We start from the raw sequence: 26,681 nt of genomic DNA, 5'->3' as shown, positions 1-26,681 counted from the left end.
GTGAAGACGTATGGTCGATAAACGTTATATGGGTGAAGAGAAAGAGAAAAATCATGTGCTTAGAAATATAGCCAAAACAGGTTCTCTTATAGGAGAAGGGGTAATGGAATATCGCGATTTTTCAATGATAGGTAAGTCCGTATCTCAGTTATTTAGTAACATTGCAGTTACAGGTAGTGTTGCGTTAAGTAAAGATAATTATAAACACAGTACTGTATCCGATGCAGGAGCATTTATGCAGAGGAAATCTAATGGTCTTGGTAAAACTGCTTATGTTAGTAGAAAGTTACGCGGTGGTTTTGATGGTTATATACAGGAGAAGATGTATAAAAAATTAGAAAATTATATCCGTAGAAATATTAAAAAGAAGCAGATACTTAATAAGCGTCTAAGTCAAAAGGATATGGAATTCACTACCCGTTATTATAACGAATTCCACAAAAGAAATATGTGGGGTTTTAACAAATTTGAATACGAAGCTACTCAATTATTCCGTCAAAATAAAATTCTTGAAAAATTTCAAAAACTATCTTCTATTAAAAACAATGGTGGGGACAAGATCCTCAAAGCCCTTATCCAATACTACAATCAGAATAAAGATATTTTCAATAGTCCTGGCGATTACATTAATGATTTTATAAAGCAACTGGAAAATGGAAAATATGCTCATAAAGTTAAATTCCTAGGTGATACGCAACGAAATGTATTTCAGAAGCAAATGCTTCAAACTCTTGGGTGGTACAAGGATATTAAAAAAATATTTGAAGAAAATAAAGGTACAATACTACCCCAAGCTAAGGCAATTGAAACCGCGTATGCTTACGAATTTATCAAAGATGCAATTAATCAGACCAACACATTAATGACTTATTTAAAGAGAACAGGCTTTAATTACACTACATTAAAAGATGCTGAAAAATTTGATATAGCTACTAAGCGTATGTATGGGTTAATCATTAATGACATTGATGAAAAAGGAAATGAAAAATCTATTGATGTTACTGCAAAGTTACGAAATTTCTTAAATAACAATAAATACAATAACGATTTAAATATATTGTTAGATAAAAAGGGAATATCTTTCGACTTTGAAAATATAATTCTTGATAGTAATTTATACACGCATGCTAAAACAGGTGAAATGATTGAAAACAGGTATTTAAAAGCTGGTGCTATTAGTGCAATAGATTCTTTCCAGGAACGTGTTGAAGCTCCATTATTTATTACTAATTCGACGGATCTAACATCTTGGCAAGCTTTTTACTCTAGTCTATCTAAAGAAGAATTACAGGTATTAGATTCAGGACAAGTTCATAAATTCGCAAGCAACTTAGGCGATAAAGGATTTGATAGTGTAACTAAAACGAATCAAGAAGAGGATATTCGTAATCCATTAAATAATAATGGCCATTTTTGTACTAGTGGAAATGTTTTTCGTTATATAGAATCTGGCGTAGGAGATTTAATTGAAACACCATTACAATTCGGTGCGTTCTCGCGTATGGATAAGTCTTATGCTCGTTTTGAGTATAAAGAAGAGGTAACAGATAGAGATGCCTCGCAACTTTACGAGGATAATTCTGTTGGAAAATTAGTAAGAGGGACATGGAAGTATATAAATCCCTCTAAGGGATTTATATCTTTAAATGAACCAGCAGTGGATAAAAGTTTATCAACCTTAATGGAATTCATGATTCCGACATTTGATGACGACGTAGTACGTATCTCTGCAATTGAAAAACTTAGACGTTCATTCCATCAATTCGATTTAAGAGCATTAGATAATGAAATTGGAGTTTTTACACCGGATGTCGTGAAGAAGTTTGCAAAAAATAAGGGGATTTTATCTGAATTAGATATAAAGAATATAAAGGGGTTAGCAACATTAAACGAGTTTCTGGGTTGTGACAATATTCATACTATTGATGCAAGGCCTCGTGAAGCAAGGGTATTCCTTGAAGATGTTATAAATAATGATAAAGATAAAGTTAGTTTTATTAGTACTAAATTAGTTTCAGATAGTAGCATAAGTAAAGTTGGAAAAGCAATTGCATCAGAGATTAATATTAACGACTTAAAGAGTTCTGGAGCCATTGATGATGAATGTGATCTAACATTTAATACAAAAATAAATACTATCGACGCGGTATCACCCTTAGTTGGGCAAGGGCTAGCTGTTTCGAAAGAAAGGTTAGCGGGAAGTCATATTAATGGAGATACTTTAGCAAACGGAAAAAAATCAACTCAAGTTATTGACGATATTAGTCGAATTGATGGGTTATCAGATTTTTTTAAAGAGAAATTTTATAGTGCTTCAAAGTTAGATGATATCTTTGGTCTCTTAACGAAAACAGGAGTTGAATGCGAAGATTCCGGACGTGGGGAAACACTTGTATCATCAATATTAAGGACTTCGCCACATCAAGATTTTTTAGTTGGGAATCATGGTAGTACCTTATCAGGTATTGGTCGACGTTATGTTTCTCGTGGTCCTAACAAAGTTTATTCTTCGCGAATCCTAAATAAGATGTTTGATGATTTGCCTAGTATAGGTGAATCACCAGACTCATCGCTTAATGATCAAATACAGAAGGATGAAGTAAAACTTTTTGGTAAAGCACATGAAACACCTGATAAGTATCATTTGGATGGAACAGGTTCTGATGAGATTACAAGGCTGATTTACGATAATCAAGGTACATATCATTGGAACAATAAGAAGTTCTCAAATGTTGAAATTCGAGAAAAAAATGGAACAGTTCCTAAAAGTATCGATACACATACGTTTATGGTTCAAGAGTTTGACACTTCAGTTAAATTAACTCAGGAAGATAACCAAGGTGTTATTGATTGGATGGCGCAGTATTTTATATTCGGTGAGAAAGATAAAATTGGTTTTACTAGAGATTTTGTTGCTCGAATGAATAATATATACGCCTCAATAGATGCTGTTGTATATACGAATAGAAAGGAAGATGGACGCTTCAGTTTTGAGACTAATAAAGATCAATCTTTTAATGCTCCTATTGGTAAGCGCATTTGGAAGAAACGACTTCAGATTAACGATGACGGTAGTTCAACTTCTCCAAAGACTTTTAGTTTAAACGACTCGGTAGCTGATGGGAAATATATTGAAATGGTAACGCATGATATTCTTCCTAAAATATCTTTCGTTGGAAAAATAGCCGATATGTTCTTACAGAAACGTACATCGATTGAAAGTTATAAGAGAAACCAAGTATACGATTCAGATTGGAGACTTTGGCCCCAGCTATACGAAGGTAATACGGTTGTTTCTCAAAATCAAGTTATTACTGGCGAGGAAATCACAAATATGGGTGCACGAAGAATTATTTCTCGACTAAATAATGTTTTTGTTCCTCAAGTGCGTGAAGGCGAACGAGAAATTAATCAGTATTTTGATATTTTGGAGAAATCTAGTGAATCTGTTCAAAGTAAAGAAAGTGCAAGTTTAGAAGCGTTCTTTGATGATACAGATGGAAAAGAACGAAAAAACAAAGGATTAAAAGGTTACTCAACAGATAAGAAGAAAACATTGTCCTGGGCTAAAAAAATGGGTTATGGTGACACCGAAGCCGTTAAATCACAAATTAATGAACTTTTCGATGGACTAGAAGATATTTCGTCTACAAAAGAAACTAATCAAGCAGGTAAGTACCTACCCTTGGCTATAAAGTCTCGACAAGAATATAAAGGTATTTTTTATAGCATGGGTGAGACTGAAGACCCTGATAGCACATCGTTAATGGGAGCCTTAACACCAAAAGGGCAAAAATATATTCCTCGATTCTTTGAGACGAATAGCAGTAAAGAAGGTCAAGAGATTCTACGATATGTTCCTGAAGACACAAAAGGAATTTTACAGGACAGTTGGGGGCTTAGAGTAGATAAACAAGAAGGTATTGAAGATTATTTTAATACTCATTATCTACCAACTGAAAATTGGACTGGATGGAACGCAAGCACAAATCTTGATGGTATAAAAATCAAGGTTATGCAGAAGAAGGGGGGAAATCCAACTACTTCTGGTGATTGGAGTAAGGATCAAACTAGAGCGGAAAAAACAGGAGAAAAAGTAATTCCAATACACTCTTTAAGTAGTTTGATTAATATCGGTCGCTTGCGTGATGTGTTATTAGGAATGGGACTATCAGATGTAGATGTTCAATTAACTACTTCTTATGGTGAAGGACCAGGTGGAATCAATACTTCCATCGACATCATGAAAGATGTGAAAAATGAACTTTTAGATGGTCTTAATGCAGGAGTACATTCCTCATTATTCTAGAAGAATACATTAAGCGGCGTTCAGTCTTTTTAGACGAGCGCCGTTATTTATTAGGAGGGTATTATGGAAGATATTAAAAGAGTGCCTATTAAAAACAGGGTGTTAATACCCGATTATGAATCAGCAGAAGATTTTGGTGAAATTAGAATAGAAAATCAGACTGAACGTGCAGCGTTTGAATACAGACAAAGTGCAATAGCTCAAACATATAACGAATTAACGAAAGATAATCGTATAAGTTCGTTAGGTATTTGGGAGTTGGCTCGTACTCCAAATAGTTTTAATGTAAATGCTCAACAAGCATTAGACCCTTTTATAAAATTAAAAAATGAAGACAATGTATTATTCTTTGATATAGAAGCAATTGGAACGCCTGAACACATGAAAAGTAGTAAAGGATTAGACCTATTTGCTATGACTGGGTTATCTTTTGGTAGAACTAAGTTTAATGGAAAAGACTTTGTTAAAAAGAACGGGGCTATTGTTTCAATGGCAGTCGCTCCTGAAAAGGATGCGTATACCCAATTAAAACAGCAAATTAATAAATTAAAGCAGAATCCGATGATGTCAGTTTCACAAGATATACATCGTATATTACTGGATCTGACTAGGTATTCTGATGCAAGTAAATTTAAGAGTGCAACAAGTAAGGGGAAATCCTATATGTCTCTATTAGGGCATTCACGTGTTCTTCCTACAGACACGGCTTTTACAAGAAATACAATAGAAGTAATTGAACGTGGTCTTAATAACCTGTTTCATAAAGGGACAAAACTTGAAGATGCCTTATCTATTTTTCAAGGCTATATTATGTCTAGTAATGCAAAATTAGGAGGATATAATATCCATCACTACGATTTACCAGCCATTCTTGGAATAATAAAGGACACAAGTACAAAAAAATTCTTTGCAGATGCAGCGAAAAGTTCACTAGACTTTTTTCATGGATACTCTGCAACAGTTGAAAATCCATATTCATTAACTGGTGCTAGTTTACGTCAAGAACATATTTACCAAGCTATTTTAGCGAAAAGGAAAATTAAAGCGGGTAAAGTAGTAATTGACGGGAAAAGCCCTTCATATCTATATCATCTAGCAAAAAATGATATTCAAGCAAATATTGATATTGCTGGGTTTACTCACAAAAAAATCAAATCATTTATTGAGGGAGCAGAAAAGTCTGCTACTTATGATTTTTCTTCATCAGCAATAAAGAAAAATACTCTAGAAATAGGTAAGGAATTATTTTCTTATCAAAGAGGTTACTTTGACAAAGATAAACACAAATACAATCTTGTGGGTGAAATTGGTAAAAATAAGGGGAACATAGTACCTCGGTTTGAAAATTTAAAGACATTACTCCCTTCAAATGAAACCTTCGTAATTCAAGAATTCCTTAAAGATGTAGCGTTAACAGGTGCAGATAAAAAAGGTTTTGGCGTAAGGCTTGATTCTAAAGATATAAAGGGGAAAGTCCTTTTATTAATGTCCGAAACGCAGGAGGGATTAGCACAGCAAATTCATAGTTCTTTCATGCCAATGGATGATGCAATTTCTAGAAATTTGCGTGACTTAAAGATAAAATATGACGCTTCTTTTCGTGAATATGAACAAATGTTCGATACTAATGGATGGAAAAAAATGAAGGAGTACTATAACTATCTAGATAAAGCAGGTAGTGTTGAAGAAGATTTTGACTGGAGATTACACATTATCAAAAATGGTGGGACAGAAGAATTAGCTATGAAATTCCCTTATATGGTCGCGCGATTAGAGGGAGAAAGAGATGTCTGGAGAACAGCTATTAGTACTCTCAAAGATTCAGGATTAAATGACGAACAGAAGTTAATTGCATTGCGCCACATTAAAAGCAAGTTAGATGAGAAAGGAGATAATAAAGCTCAAGTAACTGCTAAAGGAAATAAATTTTTAAATTTTAATTTTGATAAAGAAGACAATACAATATTTAATGCAAAAGACACGAATTCAATTAAAGCTTCTTTTAGTTCTTTTATTAATGACAGAAGAGGGAATCGTATTGGGAATTTGGAAAGGTCATATAAGTTGGCTCGTATTGATGAATTGCAAAAAATAATCATTAAAAATTTCAAACTTTCACAAGATAGAAACGCCTCTAATGATGTGAAATATCTTGTGAATCAGATGAAGAAGGAAGTTATGTCGGGAAATAAAACTGAAATAGCTCTGATTGAGATGTCAAACCTCGTTCGTGAAAAGATAGAAAACATGGGTACAGACAATTTTGTTCGTGAAGTAACCAATCAGATGACAGATAGCCGTGTAACTGCAATTAAAGGTTTGATGAAGAATCTACCAAATGTTATGCGTGAAAGTATTGAAAATGCTCGTTCATACAAAAATGCTAACGAATTATTAAACGGTAATAGTTCATTAAAGAAATTTTTAAAAGAGCAAGATAACCGTATTAAGAGATTATTTGAGAAAAAATTTGGTACACATGGAATAAATGATCTAAACGTAATTAGTAGGACAAGTGGTATGGCTGCTAAGTACGAAGAACTTGTTGAGAAAATCATGTCAGCTTACAGCGAATACTTCAACACTCAAATTCGATTTATGGACGGTGGTAATCCTATACTTATCTTAGCTAGTAAGAAGAGTGTTATGGATTTAAGCAAAGTAAAGACATATGAAGAATTAATTCGAAACCCTAGATTAGCAACTATTGAGCTTCCATCCTTTGATAAGAACATAAAGGTAAAATACGGTGGAAACCAAAAAGCCTCTGTTATTCGTTCTGGTATTGGTGTAAAAGGTGCTTATCATAGTACATCCGTAACAGATGCTCTTAATATGATTCTTGATTATTCTAAGAAAGCTAAAGAGCTGTCTGAGAGAGCTGAAAGTATAGGTGGCAAGAATGCATTTGTTCAAATAAGACAAGGGCTACGTCACCGTATTGGAAGACAAATAAATTCAGTGCCTACTGATGCAAGTCGTAAATTACACTTCGATGATAGGGAAATGTTTGATAGCAAATCAGTTATGAGTGACGAATTCCGTTCAAGCAAATGGGATATCACAGGATATGCAGAGTCATGGTATCGTGCAAATTCTAAACGATTAGGAATTAGTGCTTCTGCCGACATTATTGCTCAAAATGCAATTGAAAAAGGAATTACATTCTTTGAAGCGATGGGACAGAAGGCAAAAGATTATGCTATTGCCGGAGAACTTCTTGATTTTGCAAAAGGTGCTTCTGGATTAAAAGGAAGTGTGGTTGGGATTAATGACCGGTCAGCTTCAAAAGAGCTTGTTGGGACTGAAAATATAAACGCTCGTACTTACATGGCATTAGGTAACTACTATGCTAAAACAATAGAGAGTCCACATAAGCCAATTAATTACCGAAAGGTAGACCACGAAGTTGCATCAAAAGTGTTACGTAACTTGGGTAAAGATCAATCGTTCCGTACGAAAAATAGTTTTATTTCATCGGCTTTATTCAAAGCTCTTGATGATGCAAATGAGGTTCGTGGTATTACAATGCAAACTGGTTATATGACGAGTGAAGAAATTGCATTAAAGCTGGAAGACGCTAACACTATTATGAAATATAAGAGTATGATTGACACAGCTCAATTAAAAAAACAAATCTCTCCTGTAGAAGCAAGACAAATGAAGGAGTCTTTAGACATAAGGATGCTTTCTAATAGTGAAGGTTACGCATTTATGGATTACAAGTTAATGAAGGCTTTTGATGGAATGGATGAGGTTCGTATCAATATGAACGCCGAAAAAGTAATATTCAACAACTATATTGAGGTAGCTATTGAAAAAGAAGCTGAAAAACAAGGTCTTGGTAATGGTTTATGGAAAGAAAAAGGAATCACTTTTAATAAACCATTAGAGGTTGATATCAATTCTATGTTCAATGAGAGAAATCATCTTGCTCTTGGAAAATATGAACTTAACAATATCAAAAATAAAATTATTGATAAAAAACGTTTTAAGAAAGGTGATACAGTATCTATCCTTGGCTTCAACTTAGATGACATCAATAAAAAATCGCTTGTATTAGGTAGACAACGTGAAACAGGACACGGATTTAAAGTAGTAACTGAGGGTGGTTTCCGTGCTACTATGACCCCTATGCTTGGTGATATTATGGGTGATTTATACGGCGTAGAAGGGGTAGAACAGGTGATTTCTCATCAAGTGGAAAAGGACGGTTCTACTGATTTACCGGCCTTAATTCGTGGTTACGATACTCAAATTCGTCAACAATTCAGTGGTTCTGTAACGAATAAGAAAATCATTACTGACTATGCTACTGAAGAAGGAGCGTTATCTTCATTCTATAAGGATGTTGAACAAATGCTTGGTATTAAAACAACTAATAAAGATGGCCAGTATGTAGTGGATTCTAATTTTGGTTTAAATGGAAAACAGCTAGACTATAAAGGACGCGAGAAGCTTTCAGCTAAGTGGATGAGGAAGTTAGGTCTTAAACGTGAAGTATTTGCTGACATCACAATGGCCTATAAGGCTTGGGATCGTCAGGGTGGAATTAATCATAGTAAGAACACGGTTAAAGATCCTGGGATATTAGATGATTCTGATTTTCGAACAGGGTTATATGTTCCGGGAGAATCCTCTATATATTCTAACTTTATGCATGATATGGTTTATAGTTCTAAAGTAAAGCCAGAAATTAAAGCCCAACAAAAAGTATTTAATGAAATGGTTAAGTTTGTTGGTAACTATGAAAATAATTGGGAACCTAAAACAGGAGATGTAGTTATTGATTACACTCCTAATAGTACGAGGCTAATGACTGATGTAAATGCAAAGATGAAAGATGGTGTACTTCATGTAAGTAAGGATTCATTTGAAGCAATTCCACAAAAGTTTTATTATGCCCAACCTTTCAATGTTGAGGATTACAGAAAAACTGTTATTAACGCTGGATTGATGGAATTTAATTTAGATCCTGGTGTTAAAGGTAAGAAAATTCAAGAACACTTACTTAGAACAAAAGGAACGGCATACTTGAAGCTTCCAGAATTTGCAGCAAATCAATACATTCCTCTTTTGGATATCAACTCAATAAAACTACCTGGTAATGTTAATTTTGTTGAGAAAACAGAATTCCTTGATACATTAAAAGGCTACTATACTTCTATTGTTAGAAAAACAGAAGAGTACAATGACTTGTTTACAACAGATAAGTTTTCCGCAAGCGATACAGTGACGCGACGTGGAGTTCTAGAAACGGAAATTAATAGAGAAATTTCTCAGCTTATTGCAAATTTTAGTGATTCAACTTCAAAAACGAGTATGGTTCAGCGTATTTCTGGGAATTTTAGTGGAGATAACTTAGCGGTGTTTTTAACTCCTTCCGGAATGAATGATGAGAAACAAAGAAATACTGTGGTGAATGATATCATAAGATTGCGTGATTCTGATATGGAAAATAACAAATTAGCAGTTGATGTAATCAATGCTTCTGAAGCATTCTTCTCAGAAAATAGCGCTGAGAACCTCACTCTTGGAAATCTATATGGTGCTGGAGCATACGAAAAAAATCGTAAATCACTTAAAGGTACCATTGTATATAATGACTGGAGAACAGCTAAGGATGATGAACCCGGGGTTGGTAAAGCCGAACAAGAAAAATCAATTCTAGCTCGTGCTATTTCTTCTACAATTGGCAGTATAGATAATACAAGTATGAGAATATCTGCAGAGTTTATGAAGATGAAAGAATCAAAAAAAGAACCATTCGATGAGGCAGAAGGTTCAGGTCAAAACGTAGAAGAAGTAATGGATAAAAGAAGAGCAGTTGAGCCAGAATTTTTCTTGAATGAAGCAAAGCCACTTCATCATACATTGCATAATGGGATGAATGAATCACTATCAGATATTGCGACTGTTGGTAAGAAAGTATTCAGTGGAAGTGCTACAAGTTTAGCTGGGAGGGGGTCTATAGGATTTGATGAATTATGGGCGACAAGCGCACTAATGAAAGGTACACCAACACCAGAAGGCCTGCAAGAGATGGCACCAGTAGCACCTGAAACTTTAGGGTCTCCTACGGCCCGTATAACACCTAATCAAAATGGTGAGTACATTAACATCTCTGTAAAGGCATCAGCTAGTAAGAGAATGAATCATAATAATCTAGCAGCGATGATAAACAATGAAATCATGGCAATGTCGAATGTCAAAATGAACACGAGTATTAACGTAAATGATAATTCGAAAAAAATTGACAGCAAGTGGTTAGAGAGCGCTATTGCAAATGCGATGAATAAGGGTTATGCATATTAATAGACAAATGAGAGTTAACATTTTGTTAGCTCTCATTTGTTTTAATACAGAAAAAGAGGTGACCAGATTGAAAGAAAAAATATTAATTACCTCTCTAACAAGAGTTAGAAAAAATGCGCCTTGGCGTGTTGGTATATACATAAATGAAAACTACACATTTATTCATGTAGGTGATAAAGGGAATGTGGCAACTAGTCCAAGGTTTAATATGTTACTTGGAGAGGTGGAAAAGAAAGTATCTCGTTATCCTGTAGATATTAGTTTCTATTCAATCGAGAATAATAGGGAGATGGAAGTCACAAAGATGCGTGACCAAATTGTTTATCTGGATTGTGGTTACAATTCTCATAGACTATTATCAAGTGCTCGTTTCTACTACGAAAAAGAAGTGCTTTCTAATCCCTTAGAATTAGCGCAGCAAAAGACAGAAAAAAACAATACAATCTTTAATGCAATGGAAGAACACAATGAAACAATTACTTCTTCAGATTACATCGCGGTTGGTAGAGTAGAGAAAGTTACAGACGGTGATACGATTGATGTGAAACTACTGAAGGTGTCTAATTTTTTATCTAATCACTTAAAAACAGAACAAATAGTCACAGTTCGATATAATGGTGTAGAAACACCAGAAACATTACAGTCGGAGGTGGAATCCAGCAAAGACTCTAAAAATACTAAGTTAGGAAAAACATACGGTATTACCATGCAGGATATGTATGCAATCGGAAAAGAGGCCCATGAATACAACGAGCAAATCTTAGGGTGGAACGCAATTCAAAAGCCACTTGTTGTTGTTCACTTTGATCGTCAAAAAAGAGGAGAGGCACCTAAAAAGGACGGGAAATCTAATCGCTACATTGCGGATGTATATGCAACAAATGAAAGAAGTGCAGATATCGTATTTGACAATGTTGAAAATGGAAAGCCATTTGTACATGTAAACAAGTCTCTTTTAGTAAAATACTCTAATCAGTTCACTCATGTTCCTCTTGGTATTTTCCCATTTGAGTTTGCAAATACCTTAACAGTTCTTAATCCCTTAAACTGGATTACTGAATTAAAATTAAAAGCATTTGATACAGGTATTGGTGCTCCGTCAGCAGGCTCAAGTGATGAAGAGAGTACTCCTGATATTGGTGAACCCTATAATGAAGATATCAATCCTGAAACGACAAATATAAAAGGAACAACAGGCCCTGCATACAACGCTTTAGATTTTTTCAGTCCTTATGACGATAGATTGACGGTCTTTACAGAGGGCATAAATTCAATCGAAGATTTAAAAAGACATTCCAAAGTTAGGATTGGTGATGTAATACTTACAATCCCACCTACTTCTATTGAGGTAAACAAAACTTCGAATATCTCCAAAATAAAAACACTTCGTACAAAATCCTCTGTAATAGTTAACAGCGGCCAATCGCTTACCACGTTAAGTATGGATCTTTATTTCCACGACCTTGAATCAGTTAATGGTAAGAAATATCCTTGGAAGAAAGAATACGGAAAAGGGGAAAAAGCTCAACATTTTTATGTGGATGGACTTAGACCATTACTGGCACAATTCGCTAAAGCACCGTTTCTTCCAGTTGATAACTATTACATTAATAACGTGCTAGGTATTTGTGACGTAGCTTTAATGAATATCGAAGTAACTACAGTTCCTAATTTCCCAGAGTCTTTAACTGCCAAGTTAACGCTTGTTGAATTTAATTCAGAGGCATACTTAATGAATCATAGTACGTTAAACGACTCAATAAATTACCCAATGCTAAGATGGTACTACAATCAATCTTTAGCGGATCGTGGGGATAAATATCGTTTCTTTAAAGGATTAGAAGGCCCAATTAAAAGTGACATCAAATTCACTCTTGCTGACGAAACGTTCCTGGCTACACGAAAGCACGCTATTGATTACATGAAGAATGCAGATTCTCCAGAACAAAGAAAAGTCGAATTAGAGACAAAGGATAGGGATTACAAAAATAGAAAAGAAGATGCATCTGTTGTTAAAGAAATCTTGGATCAGTATTCTCGTTATAAAGATTCTAAAATCGAAAAACACACAATCATTGACTACTTTAGTAAGCCAGGACTAGATAAAGCATCTACAAGTATTCAAGGGTTAATTAGGGACCAGTACAAAATTAAAAAAGAGGAAGCAGAAAATGCTATTGTGGAGGCAGGTGAACTATTTTCTAATATATATGATAATAAATATAAGGATGTAAACACTATCTTAATGCATAAGGAAATTTTTCTCCCTTATGAGTCTCGTTTATTCTACAAAATCCGGTTTGATTGGAATTTTTTAGAGTCATTTAATAATCGTTATGATGAAGACCCTCCTGTGGATTATGATAAAAATCAATATCGGGGAAAAGAAAAAGATGGTCTTATTATTTTAAAGAAATTAAAAGATGCAGGTAGCCAAAAAATACTTGAAAATAAATTCAAGGAGTTTTATGAGAAAGAAACATTCTGTATTCCGGTTAACGATACTGCAATCGACGCACTTAAAAAAATTGCAGAAGGCGCTAAGAAAATGGAAGAAGAAGTAGCTAAATATAAAGGCGAATTTGATGAATATATGAAAGTCATTGAAGCTAGTGAGCGCATGATTCCAATGAAAGAGTACCCTATATCTGGGAAGGTTATCCCAATCTCTATCAATGCTCGTTTCTCAAATGAGTTTAGCGTTTCTCATATTCAATCTAGTGAAGCTGCAACTCTTCAATATATGGGCGGTGGAGATCCCTACATTGATTTGCTTTTAGAAGTAGATGAAGATGGTGCAAGAGATTTTAACAATCTTATTGCGACTTCCGATTACTACGCTAAGACATATAATCAAGGTATTACAAATGGATTTATTGGTATTGAAAATGATCTTTCTCAATTATTTGGTATTCGATTTGTAATGTTCGAAAGTATTTCTATAAACACAATTCCTAACTTCCCGGGAAGATACCAAATCATGCTACAAGGTATTGGGTTTGATAAAACACAACGTCAACATGAAGAATTAACTGCATTACCTGGTAACAGTAAGCAAATGGATCTTGAGAAATTGAAGGTTAACAAGATAGCATTTATGAATGACCGTATGATTGAAGCTAGACTTCACAAGCTGGAAGTATATCCTGATATGGAACTTCCGACTTATGCCCAACTTAATGCCGTATTACCAAAGATGGATGCAGGAGTAACAGAGTATCCCAACATAACGTCTGGGACATATCTTGATCCTGACTTCTATTTCTCTACAGGTAGCACATTAAGACAGGTAATCGAAGAGTCATACATGGGAAATCATCAGTTAAACATGTTTGATGCTACAGGTGTAGCTGCTTTCACAAGTAATAAATCAGACAAGCTATTTGATACAACTGAAGCAGACTGGGCAAAGCTTAAGGAATTAGAAAAAACTGAAGGTGTAGGACCCCTTGGCTGGAAGTTTGATTGGGGTAAAAAGGAAGATGCTAAGAAATCTGACGCTCCAAATACATCGGCAGGCCCTGTCATGGCTGATCAAGGAGGTACTGTATCTGTAAAGAATGAAGATGTTCAAAAATTTCTAACAGAGAAAAAAGATGATAAATTTGCTTATGAAACTTTCCCAACTATGGAAGAATGGAAAACACTGTTCCCTGACGGAGGAAATGACTATGGCACGATATCTCAAAAACCTAGTGGTGATGAAGCACTTATCTACCAAGAACTGAACAGTCTAGTTGATAAGTACTTTAAGAAATATTATTCAGCCCCTACATTCATTGAAGAGTGTCGAGGGGATTTAAAAGAGGCGGACAAAACTAAAAAGATAGTCTCTTATCAACCTGCGGAAGATATTTATTATGCAAGTTTTAAAGTAAGAAGAAGTAAGTTAAGAGGTCCAGATACTACTGCGATTAGTGATCTAATTAAGAAAGAAGTCATTAAAGAGCCTAAAAAAACGAATGATATGGATTATATGGACTTCGCTAAAACAGAATCAAAAATCACAAAAGAACGATTCATGACACTTATGAAAGCATTCCTTGATAAAACAAGTCAGTGGAAGCATTTCAAAGGAAAAAAACCTACTGTAAGTAAGGCTGGACGTGTAGGGTTAGCGCAAGTAGACGTTTCTTCAGCTGATATAAAGGTTGATGAAGTAAAACGCTTAATGTACAACTGGAGATACAATTTACAGACAGCAGTTAAGCAACTTGCGGAACACTACGAGAAGCTAGATAAGTTAGATAAGGATCGTGAGAACTATGAAGCTTATTGTCGTCCTTGGGATGGAATGTTTGCTTTGTATGAAAAGCCTGATGCTAAAATTAAATTTTCTAAGGATATCGAAGACAATAGTTTTGCAAGTGGTGTTATGAACCGGTTCAACCATTATGCGACTAAGCCATTTAATACATTTAGTGGTTACAATAAGGATGTCTATAAGGGATATGCCGGATTAACTCTAGATGAGGGCGTTACGATGGGTGACGGGAATAAAGATGACTATATGGATCAACTCTTAGAGCTTGAATACTATGATTTAGAGGTATTAAAAGCAAACAACTTAAAAGTTGATTCTGATAAGAAAAATATCAAGAAGTTCATGAAAAAGCATCTAGAAACAATGGATAAAAATTCACTATACTCGATTTATGAGAAGCATTTAAAAATGTTGTATGAATTAAGTAAAACAGATGGCTGGATTGAAAAAGCTGCAGACTTTGTTGGGAAGTATAATCTAGCTAACCTTGCTACAAGGGGCGCTGTTGGAAAGTTCGTCGATAAAGTTACAGACAAAATCGCTGGGAGTAAAAAAGATAAGAATGGATACGAGTATTCACAAAAAATCTTTGAAAAAGGTGCAAAGCTTTATGAAATAATTCATCAAGTTGATGAGACGGCTAAAGCCTCAACAGAGTCTACAGACCTGCGCTTGTATAATGATGTTGATCCACGCGTGCTGTATGAAGAAATGTTCTATGATTTAAGATATCATGATCAACGTGGAAGAATGCTTCGTGCATTTCCAGGATTCCAGATGTTTATCATCCATGAAGGTGATTACTTTGGTAAGTACAAATTCTGGGATAATATGTACGGATTCAACGCTATTCGAAGTATAGACGTTCATCGTTCTCGTAAGGTAGCTGCAGATACAGCAGTAATTTCTATGACTAATGTTTATTCGAACTTAACAACTCGTCGTACTGATGTTGACTATGTAGACCGTCAGCTAAAATGGTGGGACAACTATATCTGGAATGATATTCCTCAAGATTTAATTGAGAAAAAGGAAAACGAAATTCATAAGAATCTTTTCCTAGAAACAGGAGCGCGTATCCATTTGAGAATGGGGTATGGTGCAACAGCTAGTGCATTACCAATTGTGTTTAATGGTACGATTTCAGAACTTGAGATTGGTGATGTAATTGAAATCATTGCTCAAGGTGACGGAGTTGAATTAGGAAACGTAGTATCTGGTGACCCTGATGATGACAACGATGGAATCTTCAGTGTAACTGAACCACGAGACCTGATTTGTAGTCTTATGAGTTCAAAAGGAAGTTGGTTTAAAGACTTCATGAACGGTGTAGTAGATGAGCGGTTATTCAAAGATAACCCTCTAGGGATTATGCATTTTGGCCAACCATTTGACGTTAACAGTTCAAAGGATTCAAAACCCATGGGTAATCTAATTTGGTTTAATGATGAATATGGAGAAGTTGCTCAAAATATCTACTCTTCAAATGGGACTCCTACATTTTCGGAATGGTTGCACCCTAACGGAGAACGAAATAATATTTTCGAAGATTTTAGCTGGAAACGCCTATGGGAAAATAAGTTTAAAATCTTTAACCCAGGAGATGCAGACAATGTAGTTGTTAAATTCTACAACAACACAGTTTGGGATATTATACAAACGATTACCTATTCAACTCCGGACTATATAGCAGCTGTTCATCCGTTTGAATTACGATCGACATTATTCTTCGGTAAACCGTACTGGCGTTGTGCATTCGAGTACGATTCTCGATATGAGTTTGACCCTATACAGAAAACATGGTCAAGATATCTTACAGGGCAACCAAGACGCCCATACATGCAAAACAAGTTCTACATGTCGGCTTATGATATTATAGAAAATAATATTAAAGCTAGTGAGGATAATATTTTCACGAATGTTATCGTAAACTATGATGGAAAACAAACACCGGTGTTGTATGCAGATGCTGATATTCGTTTTGACAAGCAGAAAACAAGAGTAGTAGAAGCAGACATTGTAGCAAAGTTTGCAGACTTCTATACTTCAGAAGTAATGGCTACATACTTCGGACATTCTACTCTTAGAGATAGTATGAAAGATATGTATAAAGGAAATCTACTAGTATTGGGAGATCCTACCGCTAAACCTCATGATATGATGCACATCAATGATGAGATTAACGACCTGCAAGGAAATGCGTTAATCAAATCAGTAACACATCACTTTAGTATGGAAACAGGATTCGTTACTTCCATAGAACCAGACCTATTGGTTGTAAACGATGATCAAGTAATGCTTGAAATGAGTAAGTGGTACACGAGTTTTGCTCAGTCATTAGCTGCTACAGCTGCAATACGTGCAGCTACTAATAAAGCTGGAAGAAACTTGGCTAAATGGATTACTAAATCTAAAGGAATCCCTGCGGATGTAGGAAAATGGGTATCTACAAAGGGGCTAAGACATACAGTGAGCATGGCGAATACTGGTGGGGATATGGATAAAATCCTAAAAACCATGGATAGCATTATCGCACAAGGGGATGGAGATGTTTCAAAACTGCATAAGCAACTAGTGCAAGACTTTGAAGAGGTAGCCCAAAAACTGCAAAAAACTTCAGGCGAAAATTCAAGTAAAGTAGGGTTTCTTAAAAACACAAGTAAAAAAGCTATATTGCAATCAGGAAATGCTTTTGCAAAAGTTTTATCAAGCTCTGATGATATAGTCAAGATTGGTAAAGGAGCATTAGGTATGATTCGGGGAGCAGCTTCCTTCACGCCAGTCGGATTCATTGTTAATGCAGGCATATGGATTGGTACAGAAATGCTGTTTGAACACTATCGCCGTTTTAAGGAAAACCTTCAATGTGTTGTGGCAATGCCATTAACTTATAGAGGGAAAGAATTAACAGCAGGTATTAACAACCATGCAGGTATGATTTATGGTGATGCACCAGGTCGATACGACGAAATGTTCAATGCAACATTATTCCATGATGATGGGGATGCAGAGTTCTTCGGTAACGCATTTATAGAAATAGCTAACTTCTTTACCGGTTCGGGGGGAGAAGAAGGTGTATATGCAAAAACTGAGAAAGCTCATCAACTTAATGAGTTAGCTAAGAAACAGCAATAATATAACGAAAGAAGAGGCATAGCCTCTTCTTTTTCTGTGTTAACTATAGCGAAAATCAAAATAAATGGTTAGCTTATCACAATAAGGAGGAATAACCCTATGGCACAAAAAGACAAACAAACCTATAACACGGAAATGTATATAAAGAAAATAAAAGCAGCAAAAGAAGTATATGCGGAACGTAAGAAGTTTCTAGAGGGTTTCTCACTTAAAAAGAAAAAAGAGAAGCCAAAAGAAGGTGGCGGAGAAGTCGCAGCATCAGGTGGTGGCGGTACAGTAAACTTCAATGGAGAATTACCTACGGTTGCTCAGTATACTGGACCAGATGATTACTATGATGATCGTATTAAAACTACTTACCAAAAAGGGCTTAAAGCTAAGATAGCTGGTACTGATCAATGGAATCAACACATTAAAGAACAATCAGCAAAAGCTGGTGTAAACCCTCTCATGATTAAGGTAATTATGGCAACGGAATCTGGTGGAGACCACGTTAAAACACCAAACTCTTCTAACTGTGTTGGATTAATGCAAACCGAAGGAGGTATAACTACTAAGTTAGGTTTAGATTTTGCGAAAGCATGTAATGACCCGGTCTACAACATTTATGTGGGTTGTATGATTCTTAAATATAAACATGATTATGCTGGAGGTGTTATCTCTAGGGGTAAGATCCCGTATTCAGATTTTAAAAAACAAGGATTTGAGCTAAAACAAAACGTGCATGGGGTTTCCTGGTTGTATAACGGTTTTACTGTACCTACTCCTACGAGCGATAAGGTTTATACTGGTGGATATGTTTATGCGAACCAGGTAGTTGCGATGTACAAAGGTTTTGGAAGAGACGGGTATACAGATACAATTTTAACTCTGGACGTTTTATCTGGTGGCGGCGGTGGTGGAAATTCATCTTCTGCTGGTGGTAAAGGAACAGGTGGAAAGTGGGAGTACAACAAAATATTTGCAAGTGGTGATGAAGTAGTTAAATTCTTAAACACTGTAGATACGAGTATGATCGATGGGGTTTTTGTTCACCACACCTATGATCCAGACCATACAAAGGCTAAAGGTCAGACACTAACAAAATTAAACGATGATATGAAAAAGTTCCACACAGTATACCAAGGCTGGGATAATATCGCGCAACACTTCACTATTGGTGTGGATGGACAAGTAATTCTTGGACGTGATATTGCATCTGTTCCATGTAGTGCAACAGGATATAACGGTACAACTTCTAGTCATCCCGCCATGTATGAAATGATAGGTAACTTTGATATAGGTAAAGACAAGTTGGAAGGTAAACAGTTAGAATCTGCTGTTGCTATCGCTAAATACTTTGCTCTTAAAGCGAAGGGTGTACAATTTCACCGTGAAGGATTAATTAATGGCAAAGAACCGAAAAGTTGTCCTGGTAGTGGAATTAATAAAGACTGGTTTATGAATCTAGTTACCGGTAAGGCAAAAGTAAGTGCATTTTCTGCCCAATCAGCACCTTTATCGGATAAAGATATCGAAGAGAATTATGCAGCTGGATGTGACCTTTCTCAAGATCCGATAAGAGAAGATGTCGTGGATAAACCATTTAGGCAACCAACAACAGAAGAGGAATTAGCATATGCTAGTAAATTTGCAGCTAAGATAAGTATCCCTACTGCAAAACTAAAAGAGAGTAGAATTATTGCCCCAGACTACCTAAGGTCAAACTATGTGGAGGACTTTAAACTGTCATCCAGTTATGACATGAAGAAAAACTATTCCCCATTACCTCCAAACGAGTTTATTCATTTAAATGGACCTCAAGAGAATTTCTACACAAGTGAAGCAAGACAAGCTTTCCGTCTTCTTAAAAATCGACTCGGATACAGAACCTTAAGAATAGCTAGAGGGTTTGATCCTTCTGATGGAGAGTCTTCTCATTCTATTGGTATTTCCATGGATATATATGCTGATTCAACGGAAGAAGCAATTTATATAGCTGATACTGCATGGTTAACAGGATTCCGTGCTATTGCAGTTGGTCCTAATTTTGTTCATGTTGATATTGGTCCCGAATCAGCTTGGGGCTATGACAATCTACCACTTTATAGAGGACCAGGTACATTAAGGGCAGGTGAGTTTAGTTATGGCTATAAACAAAGAAACCTATAATCTTGAATCATATAAGAAGAAAATTAAAGCAGGTAAGGAAGAGTATAAAAAAAGAAAAGAGTACCTTGCTAAATTTGAACTTCCTAAAACTGATGATGAAGAGGAAGAAGTAGAAGAAGCTTCCGATGATAGTAAAAAGTCGGAAGACCAAGGTAACGCCGTAAAAGAACCTGAGGGAGGAGTTGGAAACTTCACAGGTTCGGGTGAACTAGGCGTTCCGGCAGAACCAAAATCATATAGATTCACTTCCGTTATGGGAGCCCGTTGGGGAACAAACCATAATGGAGTGGACTTAGCTCCAAACACACCTGGCGATACCAACTGTAAGATACTTTCTGCAGGTGATGGAGTTGTTCTTCAAGCTAGAAGTGGGGTAGGTGGATTTGGTACTTGGATAGTTATTAAGCATAAGGATGATTTATATACGATTTATGGTCATATGCCCCCTAATACATTAAAAGTAAAATACGGAGATACAGTAAAAAGAGGACAGCATATTGCAAATATGGGTATGCAAGGAGAGTCAACAGGTGTCCATTTACACTTTGAAGTTTGTACAGACTTTGTTAATAACAGGAGAGGAACTACAAAGAACCCTGAAGACTACGTTGATATTCGAGGCAGCGCTTCAGCTATTCAAGTAAATTCTATTGCGCCTAAGGCTAGCTTCTCAGCAAAAGCAGATGAGAAAGAAGAAGGCAATGAAAAACCAATGCATGCTCTTTATGAAAATGATGGAGCAGAATTATCAGAAGAAGAAAAACTAATTGATCAGACGTACAGAAGTTCTTTCCCGTACCTACCAGTTCAATTCATAGGGGATTCTCTTAAGAAAAGTGACATCACAAGAGAGTACTTTCTTCTTAATCGTATTGGTTGGGCTCGAACTACCAAGTATGAAAAGATGGTTTCCTTAAATAAGGAAAGGTTTATTCATAGTGACAAATACGATGGTCATGAAGGAAATCTTTATTCACCAGATGCAAAAAGGTTGTTTGAAAGCTTGCTTTTGAAAACCCAAAAGCCTTATTTTGAAGTTATTAGTGGTTTTCGCTTTAGTAACCCTGGTCAACTTTCCCCCCATGAAGCAGGTTGTGCAGTTGACATTCTTGTTAGAAGTATTGAAGAGGTAAGGGAAATTGCAGACTGTGCATGGCAATTGGGTTTGAGGTCGCTTGCGATTGGTGGAGATTTCAAAAACAAAAAGGGTTTTATTCATATAGACATTGCGCCAAAAGGAAAAGACATTATGTACAATGGAGTTCCTATTTATGGGGGACCAGGAAAATGGGTGACAGCATGAAAATTAAGAGGAAATTGAACAGCATAATGGCTAAACATGATTGACTATGGAAATCCATTCATTGCTATTAGTGAGAATTATGACAAATTATTTATCTATCATAATGAAGAAGGGAAAATAAAAAATCCGTATTAATTCTATGTAGCCTATAAGAATATGCACAAATCAATCTATAAACCTATGAAAGATGATTTCATAACTCAAGAAAGTATTAAAGAGAAGGTGATTCAATGAACTTTAATAGTCAAATCCACCAGTCTATTTATAGTAAAGTAGTTGTACCGTCTTTAAATAGACTACAAGGAACGATTGAAGGCTATGTAATTCAAGTAGATTACACAAAACTAACCTGTGAAGTAGTCTACTCAGATGAAAACAGTCATGCTTTACGAACAATGAAAGAAGTATCTTTACCTAAAGATGGAGACGGTGTATTTACACAAGCTGTTAAAAACGGTGATAGAGTTTCAATTTCCTTTAAAAATAAATCTAAGGAATCACCTTATATTTCTACAGTATATAAATCAAATCACAGCGAAGAAAATTATCTTAGTCCATATGGTGGAAGAACAATTAGACAATCCCGTGTTTTTTAGAAAGGAGGATTCCAATGAATGAAGCATATATAAATAAAACATATGGAGATGGAGATAAAGATATTCATTATCCTTATTGGCGCCAAGTATTACAAAATGAACTTGTTAACTTTAAGGCCAAGAGTTTAGAAAAGGAATTAGAGAACTGGCAATTTATTAGCGAAGATGAAATTGCATTAAAACACCCAGTGACAGGTTCAACCTTTAAGCTCTGTGATGACGGCTCAATTGAAATGTTTGTTAATGAGGATACTGGCATTCGATTGGATGCGAAAGATAACACAATCATCTTTTATGGTGACAGTATTCATTTTGCTACAAAGGAAATGAGAATGCATACAAAACCATATGGATTCATTTGGAATAATCATAACCTAAATCCTTATTTATATTATGGTGATAAGGTAGGAGAGAAGAGAAATATTCCAAAAGCTTCAATGATTTCTACACTAGAAGATGGACAATCCGACATCAATGTTCCTTTGTTCCAAGAGCAAAAGAGAAAACATTATTACGATGCGAAAGTTACATCTATGATTGAAGATCTAGGAATAGAAACTTCAAGAATAAAGAGAGGAGGATAACAAATGAAAGTGGATTTTCGTTTTTCACCTGAAGGGGATTTAGAGCTTGGTTCTCCTAGTTACAATGACTTTGATGAATTACTCTATATCGATTCAGTAGGAAATATCTCAACAGATAGCTCAGAAGGATTATTAATAAGGGATATTCCATTACAAGTATCTTACTTAAGCGAGAAGCAAGTAATACTCAATAGATTAAGAACAGACAATCCGGACTGGTTTATACATCGGGAGATAGGGGCTGATTTATCGGAATTAATTGGTCTTCCTAACACAAGAGAAACAGGAGACTTAGGAAAGTCCCTAATTGAAAAAAGTTTAACTGGTGACAAGTTTCTACTTCCTGGTGATCTAAATGTTAGACCCGTCCCTGTTAATTCGAGCGAAATACTCTTCTATATTACTGTTAGAAGAAAAATAGCAGATTTAGTTATACCAGTTCTATTTAATTTAGAACATGGTTTATTATCAGAATATGAGGTGAACAGTTAATGAGAAAATCAAAGGATGAAATGCTCGAAGCGGTTTTGACTCGACTTCGAACTGAAGGTGGAATTACTGAAACAAGTCCAGGATCGATTGCTCGAATGTTTGCAGAAGTAATGATAGAAGAATTTAGTCCATTCTACGATGAATTAGATTTAATTACTAAGATGGGTTTTATTTCAACATCAACAGGCGGATATCTGGACCTTATTGGTGAACTGTTAAACTGTACTCGTGATGGAGATGAATCAGACGATAACTATCGTGCAAGAATCTCTAATCAAGTATCTGTTGAACAGAGTGCAAATTTAACTGCCATACGATTAAAAACACTACGAATTGATGGTGTTGCTGATGCTCAGTTTAAAAGGTTTACAAGAGGAACAGGCTCGTTTACGTGTTATGTTACTCCTCAAGTTTATCCGATTGAAAACGATCTATTAACTCGTGTAGAAAGCGTTATATCTGAAGTAGCTGCTTATGGCATGAATGTAGAAGTAAAAACAAGTGAATACAACCCCGTGGACATTACTCTCAACTTAATTTTCCACTCCAAAACAACTTCTCTTGAAAGACAACACATCCGCAATAAAGTTGTTCAAAATGTTGGAGCGTACATGAAACAATTAAACATGGGTTCTCCAATTATTATCAATGAAATTATTCAACGTGTAATGGAAACAAGCGAACAAATTCTTGATATGGAATTTAAAAAACTTGTTGTCGGTGAAAAAGAGTACTTCATTAAGAATGTAGAACCTTCATTAGAAGAACGATACTTCTTAAGAAAAATTAACGTAGCATAGAAAGTAGGTGGCACATTGTTAAACAAACATACAACGAGTATGATGTCCATGCTTCCCCAATGGATGAAGATGGCCAAAGATCCGAAATCGATAGGGGCCTTATTTTTAGATGCATTTGGTGTTGAATTATCAGAGATTGAACGTTACATAGAGCAAGCTTGGAACAACATGTACATCGGTACAGCAAACTTACAAACAGCCGATTACTGTTATAAGATTCCACTTGCTACTCGTGACGTTGTGGATGTTGAAACGCCAGATCTTCACGTTCGTTTAGTTATTGACGGTGTAAGAAGAGATTGTATGCCAGTTGATACTTTGCGAATATTTTTTGAAAGTGACGACAACTCCTATATGATTGATACTATCGAAGGTTATGTGTATATCAAAGTAATGGATTATTACATGAAAGATAATATCTTTAAACCATTCGATGCAATTGAAGTAGGGGATACCCTTCATTATGAATATATGCTTCATCATATCTGGAACGTATTTGACGAGTTTGGTATGTTGTTAGGTATTTCTAGATTACCAGGTGAAAGAAACGAAGACTTTAAGAATCGTATCTTAGATGTCTTTAAGAATCCTGGTGGAGCAACAAAGAAAGGGCTTATTAATGGTATTAGTAGAGAACTTGGCATTAATAAATCTCAAGTTGAATTAGGCTCGCTATCTGATGATAAGTATGTTCAAACAAAACTTATGAATACAGATGGGACACCTTCTCAAACATATATCCAATACGTAAATCAGATTAATAGCAATCTAGGTTTCTCTTGGGATCATATGAACTGGGGAGAAGCTTATTGGCGTAGTATTGAAGAAAACAATATGGGGTTTCATTATCTACCTCATATCTGGGATGGTTTCTCTGCTTCATGGAAAGATAACGAAGTACAATCAGGTATTGGTAGCGGTGACGATTTATTAATAACTGCTCCAAAAGAAGAGTCTTCTGTTCGAGAATTCAAAGCTTATGTTGGACTACATGGAACAGAGGAACAAATTGAAGAGAATCACCCAGAAATCCAATTCAAATACAAGATAGTTGCTAAAGGAAAAATACCAAATGATGAGTATGATTTAGAGAATTATAAATATACAGTAATGGCTTCTGAAATTATTCCGCTTCATTACGTATTGGTAGCTTTACGTGAATTTCTATATCAAACTCATATCACTTGGGACAATCGTTATGGTTATACATTTAGCGACAATACGTCCTCTGGTATGGAAATCGTTACCGGGGAAGATGCTCTTCATAATAATGAGGAGCCACAAATTAAAATTCATGTAGATATGAAAACTGCTGATAGAACAGTGACACCTGTTTTAGAAGAGCTTATAGTGGATTGGACCGATCAGAATGATACGCCTCAGTCTTACAAATTAACAACAGATGAAGACTTTACTCTAAATAATACAATGACCCAAACGACGTTAGCTGATGTAGAAGTAGGCAGCGGTTCTGTAACTCTTGGTAAAGGTTCATTCTCTGCCGTTATAGATACAGAGGGATCATTCTCAAGAGGATCACAAGGTATATCAGTAAGAGTTAACCGAGAAGGTTCTTTATCTCTTAATCTACCAAATTAACAAGGAGTGGATAAAATATGGCTGAAACTGGCTCAGTACAAAACGCAGTTGGGAATAATGTTTACCCAGATTTAGTTCTTACTCGTTTCCCAGAATTATTCGACGAGCGAAGTGGTTCTAAATCGAACCCCAACCTGCAACGATGGACAAACCTTAAAGATTATAATATGGCTGAGCATGTAAACTCTCTACAAGATGCTGTAATGGCAGTACAGCGTATGCTAGGAGAATTAGCTCAAATGCCAGCTGCACCAAAGGATGTAAACGGAAAACCTATTACAGACCCAAACGTGCTACTAAACCTTAAACGAACTTCTACCGTAAAGTCTCGTATAGATGCACTTGAAACTCATGACTGGTATGCTGAGTTCGATAAACGATATGGTGGACCAGTATGGAAGTTTGATAAGGACAAGCCTACAAATCCTACAATTCAGCAACACCGTCACTTAGGTAGCACTTCAGGAATCCCTGGTATGCCAGAGAAGATTATGCTTACACAAGAAGTACAGGGTAAACTTCCGAAGGCAAACGTTGATTTAACAAAGACTGCTACGGGAATCACCGGTTCTGACATCTACGTAGAATCAACTTCAAATACGAAAGTAGCTGATGCGATTAACGACAAGATTTCTGAAACAACAGGTGGGACAATTGCACAAAATGCAGAGTTGAAAGTATTAGGGAAGACAAACACTCGATGGACAAGAGAGTTTGATTCAAATGATGCATCTTCAACTGGTAACACTGCAGTTGCTGACTCAAAAACATTATTAAACAAAGCAATTGAAAGTGGTGCTACTGCTGCTTCAGACCTGTTAAATGCTCCATTAGATGGAATGCAGTATGGTCGTTATGTTGCGATTGTAAGATTATCAACAAGTAGTCTTCCTTCTAATGCGGTTGTTGAGATTTCTGCAGTTAACTCAAAGACAAACCAAGTTATTAACAAAGCTACTTTAAACGGAACAGACTTTGATACAAGTGGACAGTATAAAACATTCTACTTGATCTTCAATCATGACGGTTCTACAAAACTACGTGTTAGAAAACTAGCTACAACATCTTCTGTAAAAGTTCGTTTTGATTATGCGATTGTTGAACCAGTTCACCCAGCGGTATTTGATCGCTAA

At 35.7% G+C, this 26,681-nt stretch carries 11 protein-coding genes; all 11 read left to right on the top strand.

From position 1 onward, the window contains the following. Positions 1–10: 10 nt before the first annotated feature. The 11 genes from ACS2MN_RS25485 (at position 11) to ACS2MN_RS25435 (ending at position 26,681) form a co-directional block, all read left to right on the top strand. Complete coding sequence (locus ACS2MN_RS25485) at positions 11–4,309, top strand: hypothetical protein (RefSeq protein WP_346994591.1); 4,299 nt, start codon at positions 11–13, stop codon at positions 4,307–4,309. A 63-nt stretch (positions 4,310–4,372) separates the two neighbouring features. Further along, positions 4,373–10,624: a hypothetical protein gene (locus ACS2MN_RS25480; RefSeq protein WP_346994590.1), complete on the top strand. Its 6,252-nt coding sequence runs from the start codon at positions 4,373–4,375 to the stop codon at positions 10,622–10,624. A 67-nt stretch (positions 10,625–10,691) separates the two neighbouring features. Beyond that, complete coding sequence (locus ACS2MN_RS25475) at positions 10,692–18,023, top strand: nuclease (protein ID WP_346994589.1); 7,332 nt, start codon at positions 10,692–10,694, stop codon at positions 18,021–18,023. 99 nt (positions 18,024–18,122) lie between these two features. Then, the gene (locus ACS2MN_RS25470; protein WP_198130819.1) at positions 18,123–20,174 is read left to right on the top strand and encodes an N-acetylmuramoyl-L-alanine amidase; all 2,052 of its coding nucleotides are present in this window, start codon (positions 18,123–18,125) and stop codon (positions 20,172–20,174) included. Continuing rightward, a complete protein-coding gene (locus ACS2MN_RS25465; RefSeq protein ID WP_198130820.1) occupies positions 20,149–21,477 on the top strand; it encodes a M23 family metallopeptidase in 1,329 nt (442 codons plus the stop codon). Before ACS2MN_RS25470 ends, ACS2MN_RS25465 begins: the two co-directional genes overlap by 26 nt. A 230-nt stretch (positions 21,478–21,707) precedes the next feature. After that, entirely contained in the window at positions 21,708–22,073 is a 366-nt protein-coding gene (locus ACS2MN_RS25460) for a hypothetical protein (protein ID WP_001010565.1), read from the top strand. A 14-nt stretch (positions 22,074–22,087) separates the two neighbouring features. Continuing rightward, positions 22,088–22,657: a hypothetical protein gene (locus ACS2MN_RS25455; RefSeq protein WP_001001211.1), complete on the top strand. Its 570-nt coding sequence runs from the start codon at positions 22,088–22,090 to the stop codon at positions 22,655–22,657. 3 nt (positions 22,658–22,660) lie between these two features. After that, on the top strand, positions 22,661–23,149 hold the full coding sequence (locus ACS2MN_RS25450; protein WP_000861689.1) for a hypothetical protein: 489 nt from the start codon (positions 22,661–22,663) through the stop codon (positions 23,147–23,149). Further along, positions 23,149–23,949 carry a baseplate J/gp47 family protein gene (locus ACS2MN_RS25445; protein WP_098656993.1) on the top strand — a complete coding sequence of 267 codons (801 nt, stop codon included), beginning with the start codon at positions 23,149–23,151 and terminating at the stop codon, positions 23,947–23,949. The genes ACS2MN_RS25450 and ACS2MN_RS25445 overlap by 1 nt, the downstream gene beginning before the upstream one ends. Before the next feature lie 15 nt (positions 23,950–23,964). Beyond that, positions 23,965–25,548: a hypothetical protein gene (locus ACS2MN_RS25440; RefSeq protein WP_346994588.1), complete on the top strand. Its 1,584-nt coding sequence runs from the start codon at positions 23,965–23,967 to the stop codon at positions 25,546–25,548. 17 nt (positions 25,549–25,565) lie between these two features. Continuing rightward, positions 25,566–26,681: a hypothetical protein gene (locus ACS2MN_RS25435; RefSeq protein ID WP_065845291.1), complete on the top strand. Its 1,116-nt coding sequence runs from the start codon at positions 25,566–25,568 to the stop codon at positions 26,679–26,681.

This window comes from Bacillus cereus group sp. BceL062 (assembly GCF_051780025.1).
GTDB classification, from domain to species: Bacteria; Bacillota; Bacilli; order Bacillales; family Bacillaceae_G; genus Bacillus_A; species Bacillus_A toyonensis.
Note: the sequence above shows the minus strand (reverse complement) of the source record. Positions and strands in the feature narration are given on the sequence as shown.

What these genes read in the sequence shown, in the direction of transcription:
- ACS2MN_RS25485 (WP_346994591.1), top strand. Translation starts at nt 11, where the DNA reads ATGGTCGATAAACGTTATATGGGTGAAGAGAAAGAGAAAAATCATGTG.
- ACS2MN_RS25480 (WP_346994590.1), top strand. Translation starts at nt 4,373, where the DNA reads ATGGAAGATATTAAAAGAGTGCCTATTAAAAACAGGGTGTTAATACCC.
- ACS2MN_RS25470 (WP_198130819.1), top strand. Translation starts at nt 18,123, where the DNA reads ATGGCACAAAAAGACAAACAAACCTATAACACGGAAATGTATATAAAG.
- ACS2MN_RS25465 (WP_198130820.1), top strand. Translation starts at nt 20,149, where the DNA reads ATGGCTATAAACAAAGAAACCTATAATCTTGAATCATATAAGAAGAAA.
- ACS2MN_RS25460 (WP_001010565.1), top strand. Translation starts at nt 21,708, where the DNA reads ATGAACTTTAATAGTCAAATCCACCAGTCTATTTATAGTAAAGTAGTT.
- ACS2MN_RS25455 (WP_001001211.1), top strand. Translation starts at nt 22,088, where the DNA reads ATGAATGAAGCATATATAAATAAAACATATGGAGATGGAGATAAAGAT.
- ACS2MN_RS25450 (WP_000861689.1), top strand. Translation starts at nt 22,661, where the DNA reads ATGAAAGTGGATTTTCGTTTTTCACCTGAAGGGGATTTAGAGCTTGGT.
- ACS2MN_RS25445 (WP_098656993.1), top strand. Translation starts at nt 23,149, where the DNA reads ATGAGAAAATCAAAGGATGAAATGCTCGAAGCGGTTTTGACTCGACTT.
- ACS2MN_RS25435 (WP_065845291.1), top strand. Translation starts at nt 25,566, where the DNA reads ATGGCTGAAACTGGCTCAGTACAAAACGCAGTTGGGAATAATGTTTAC.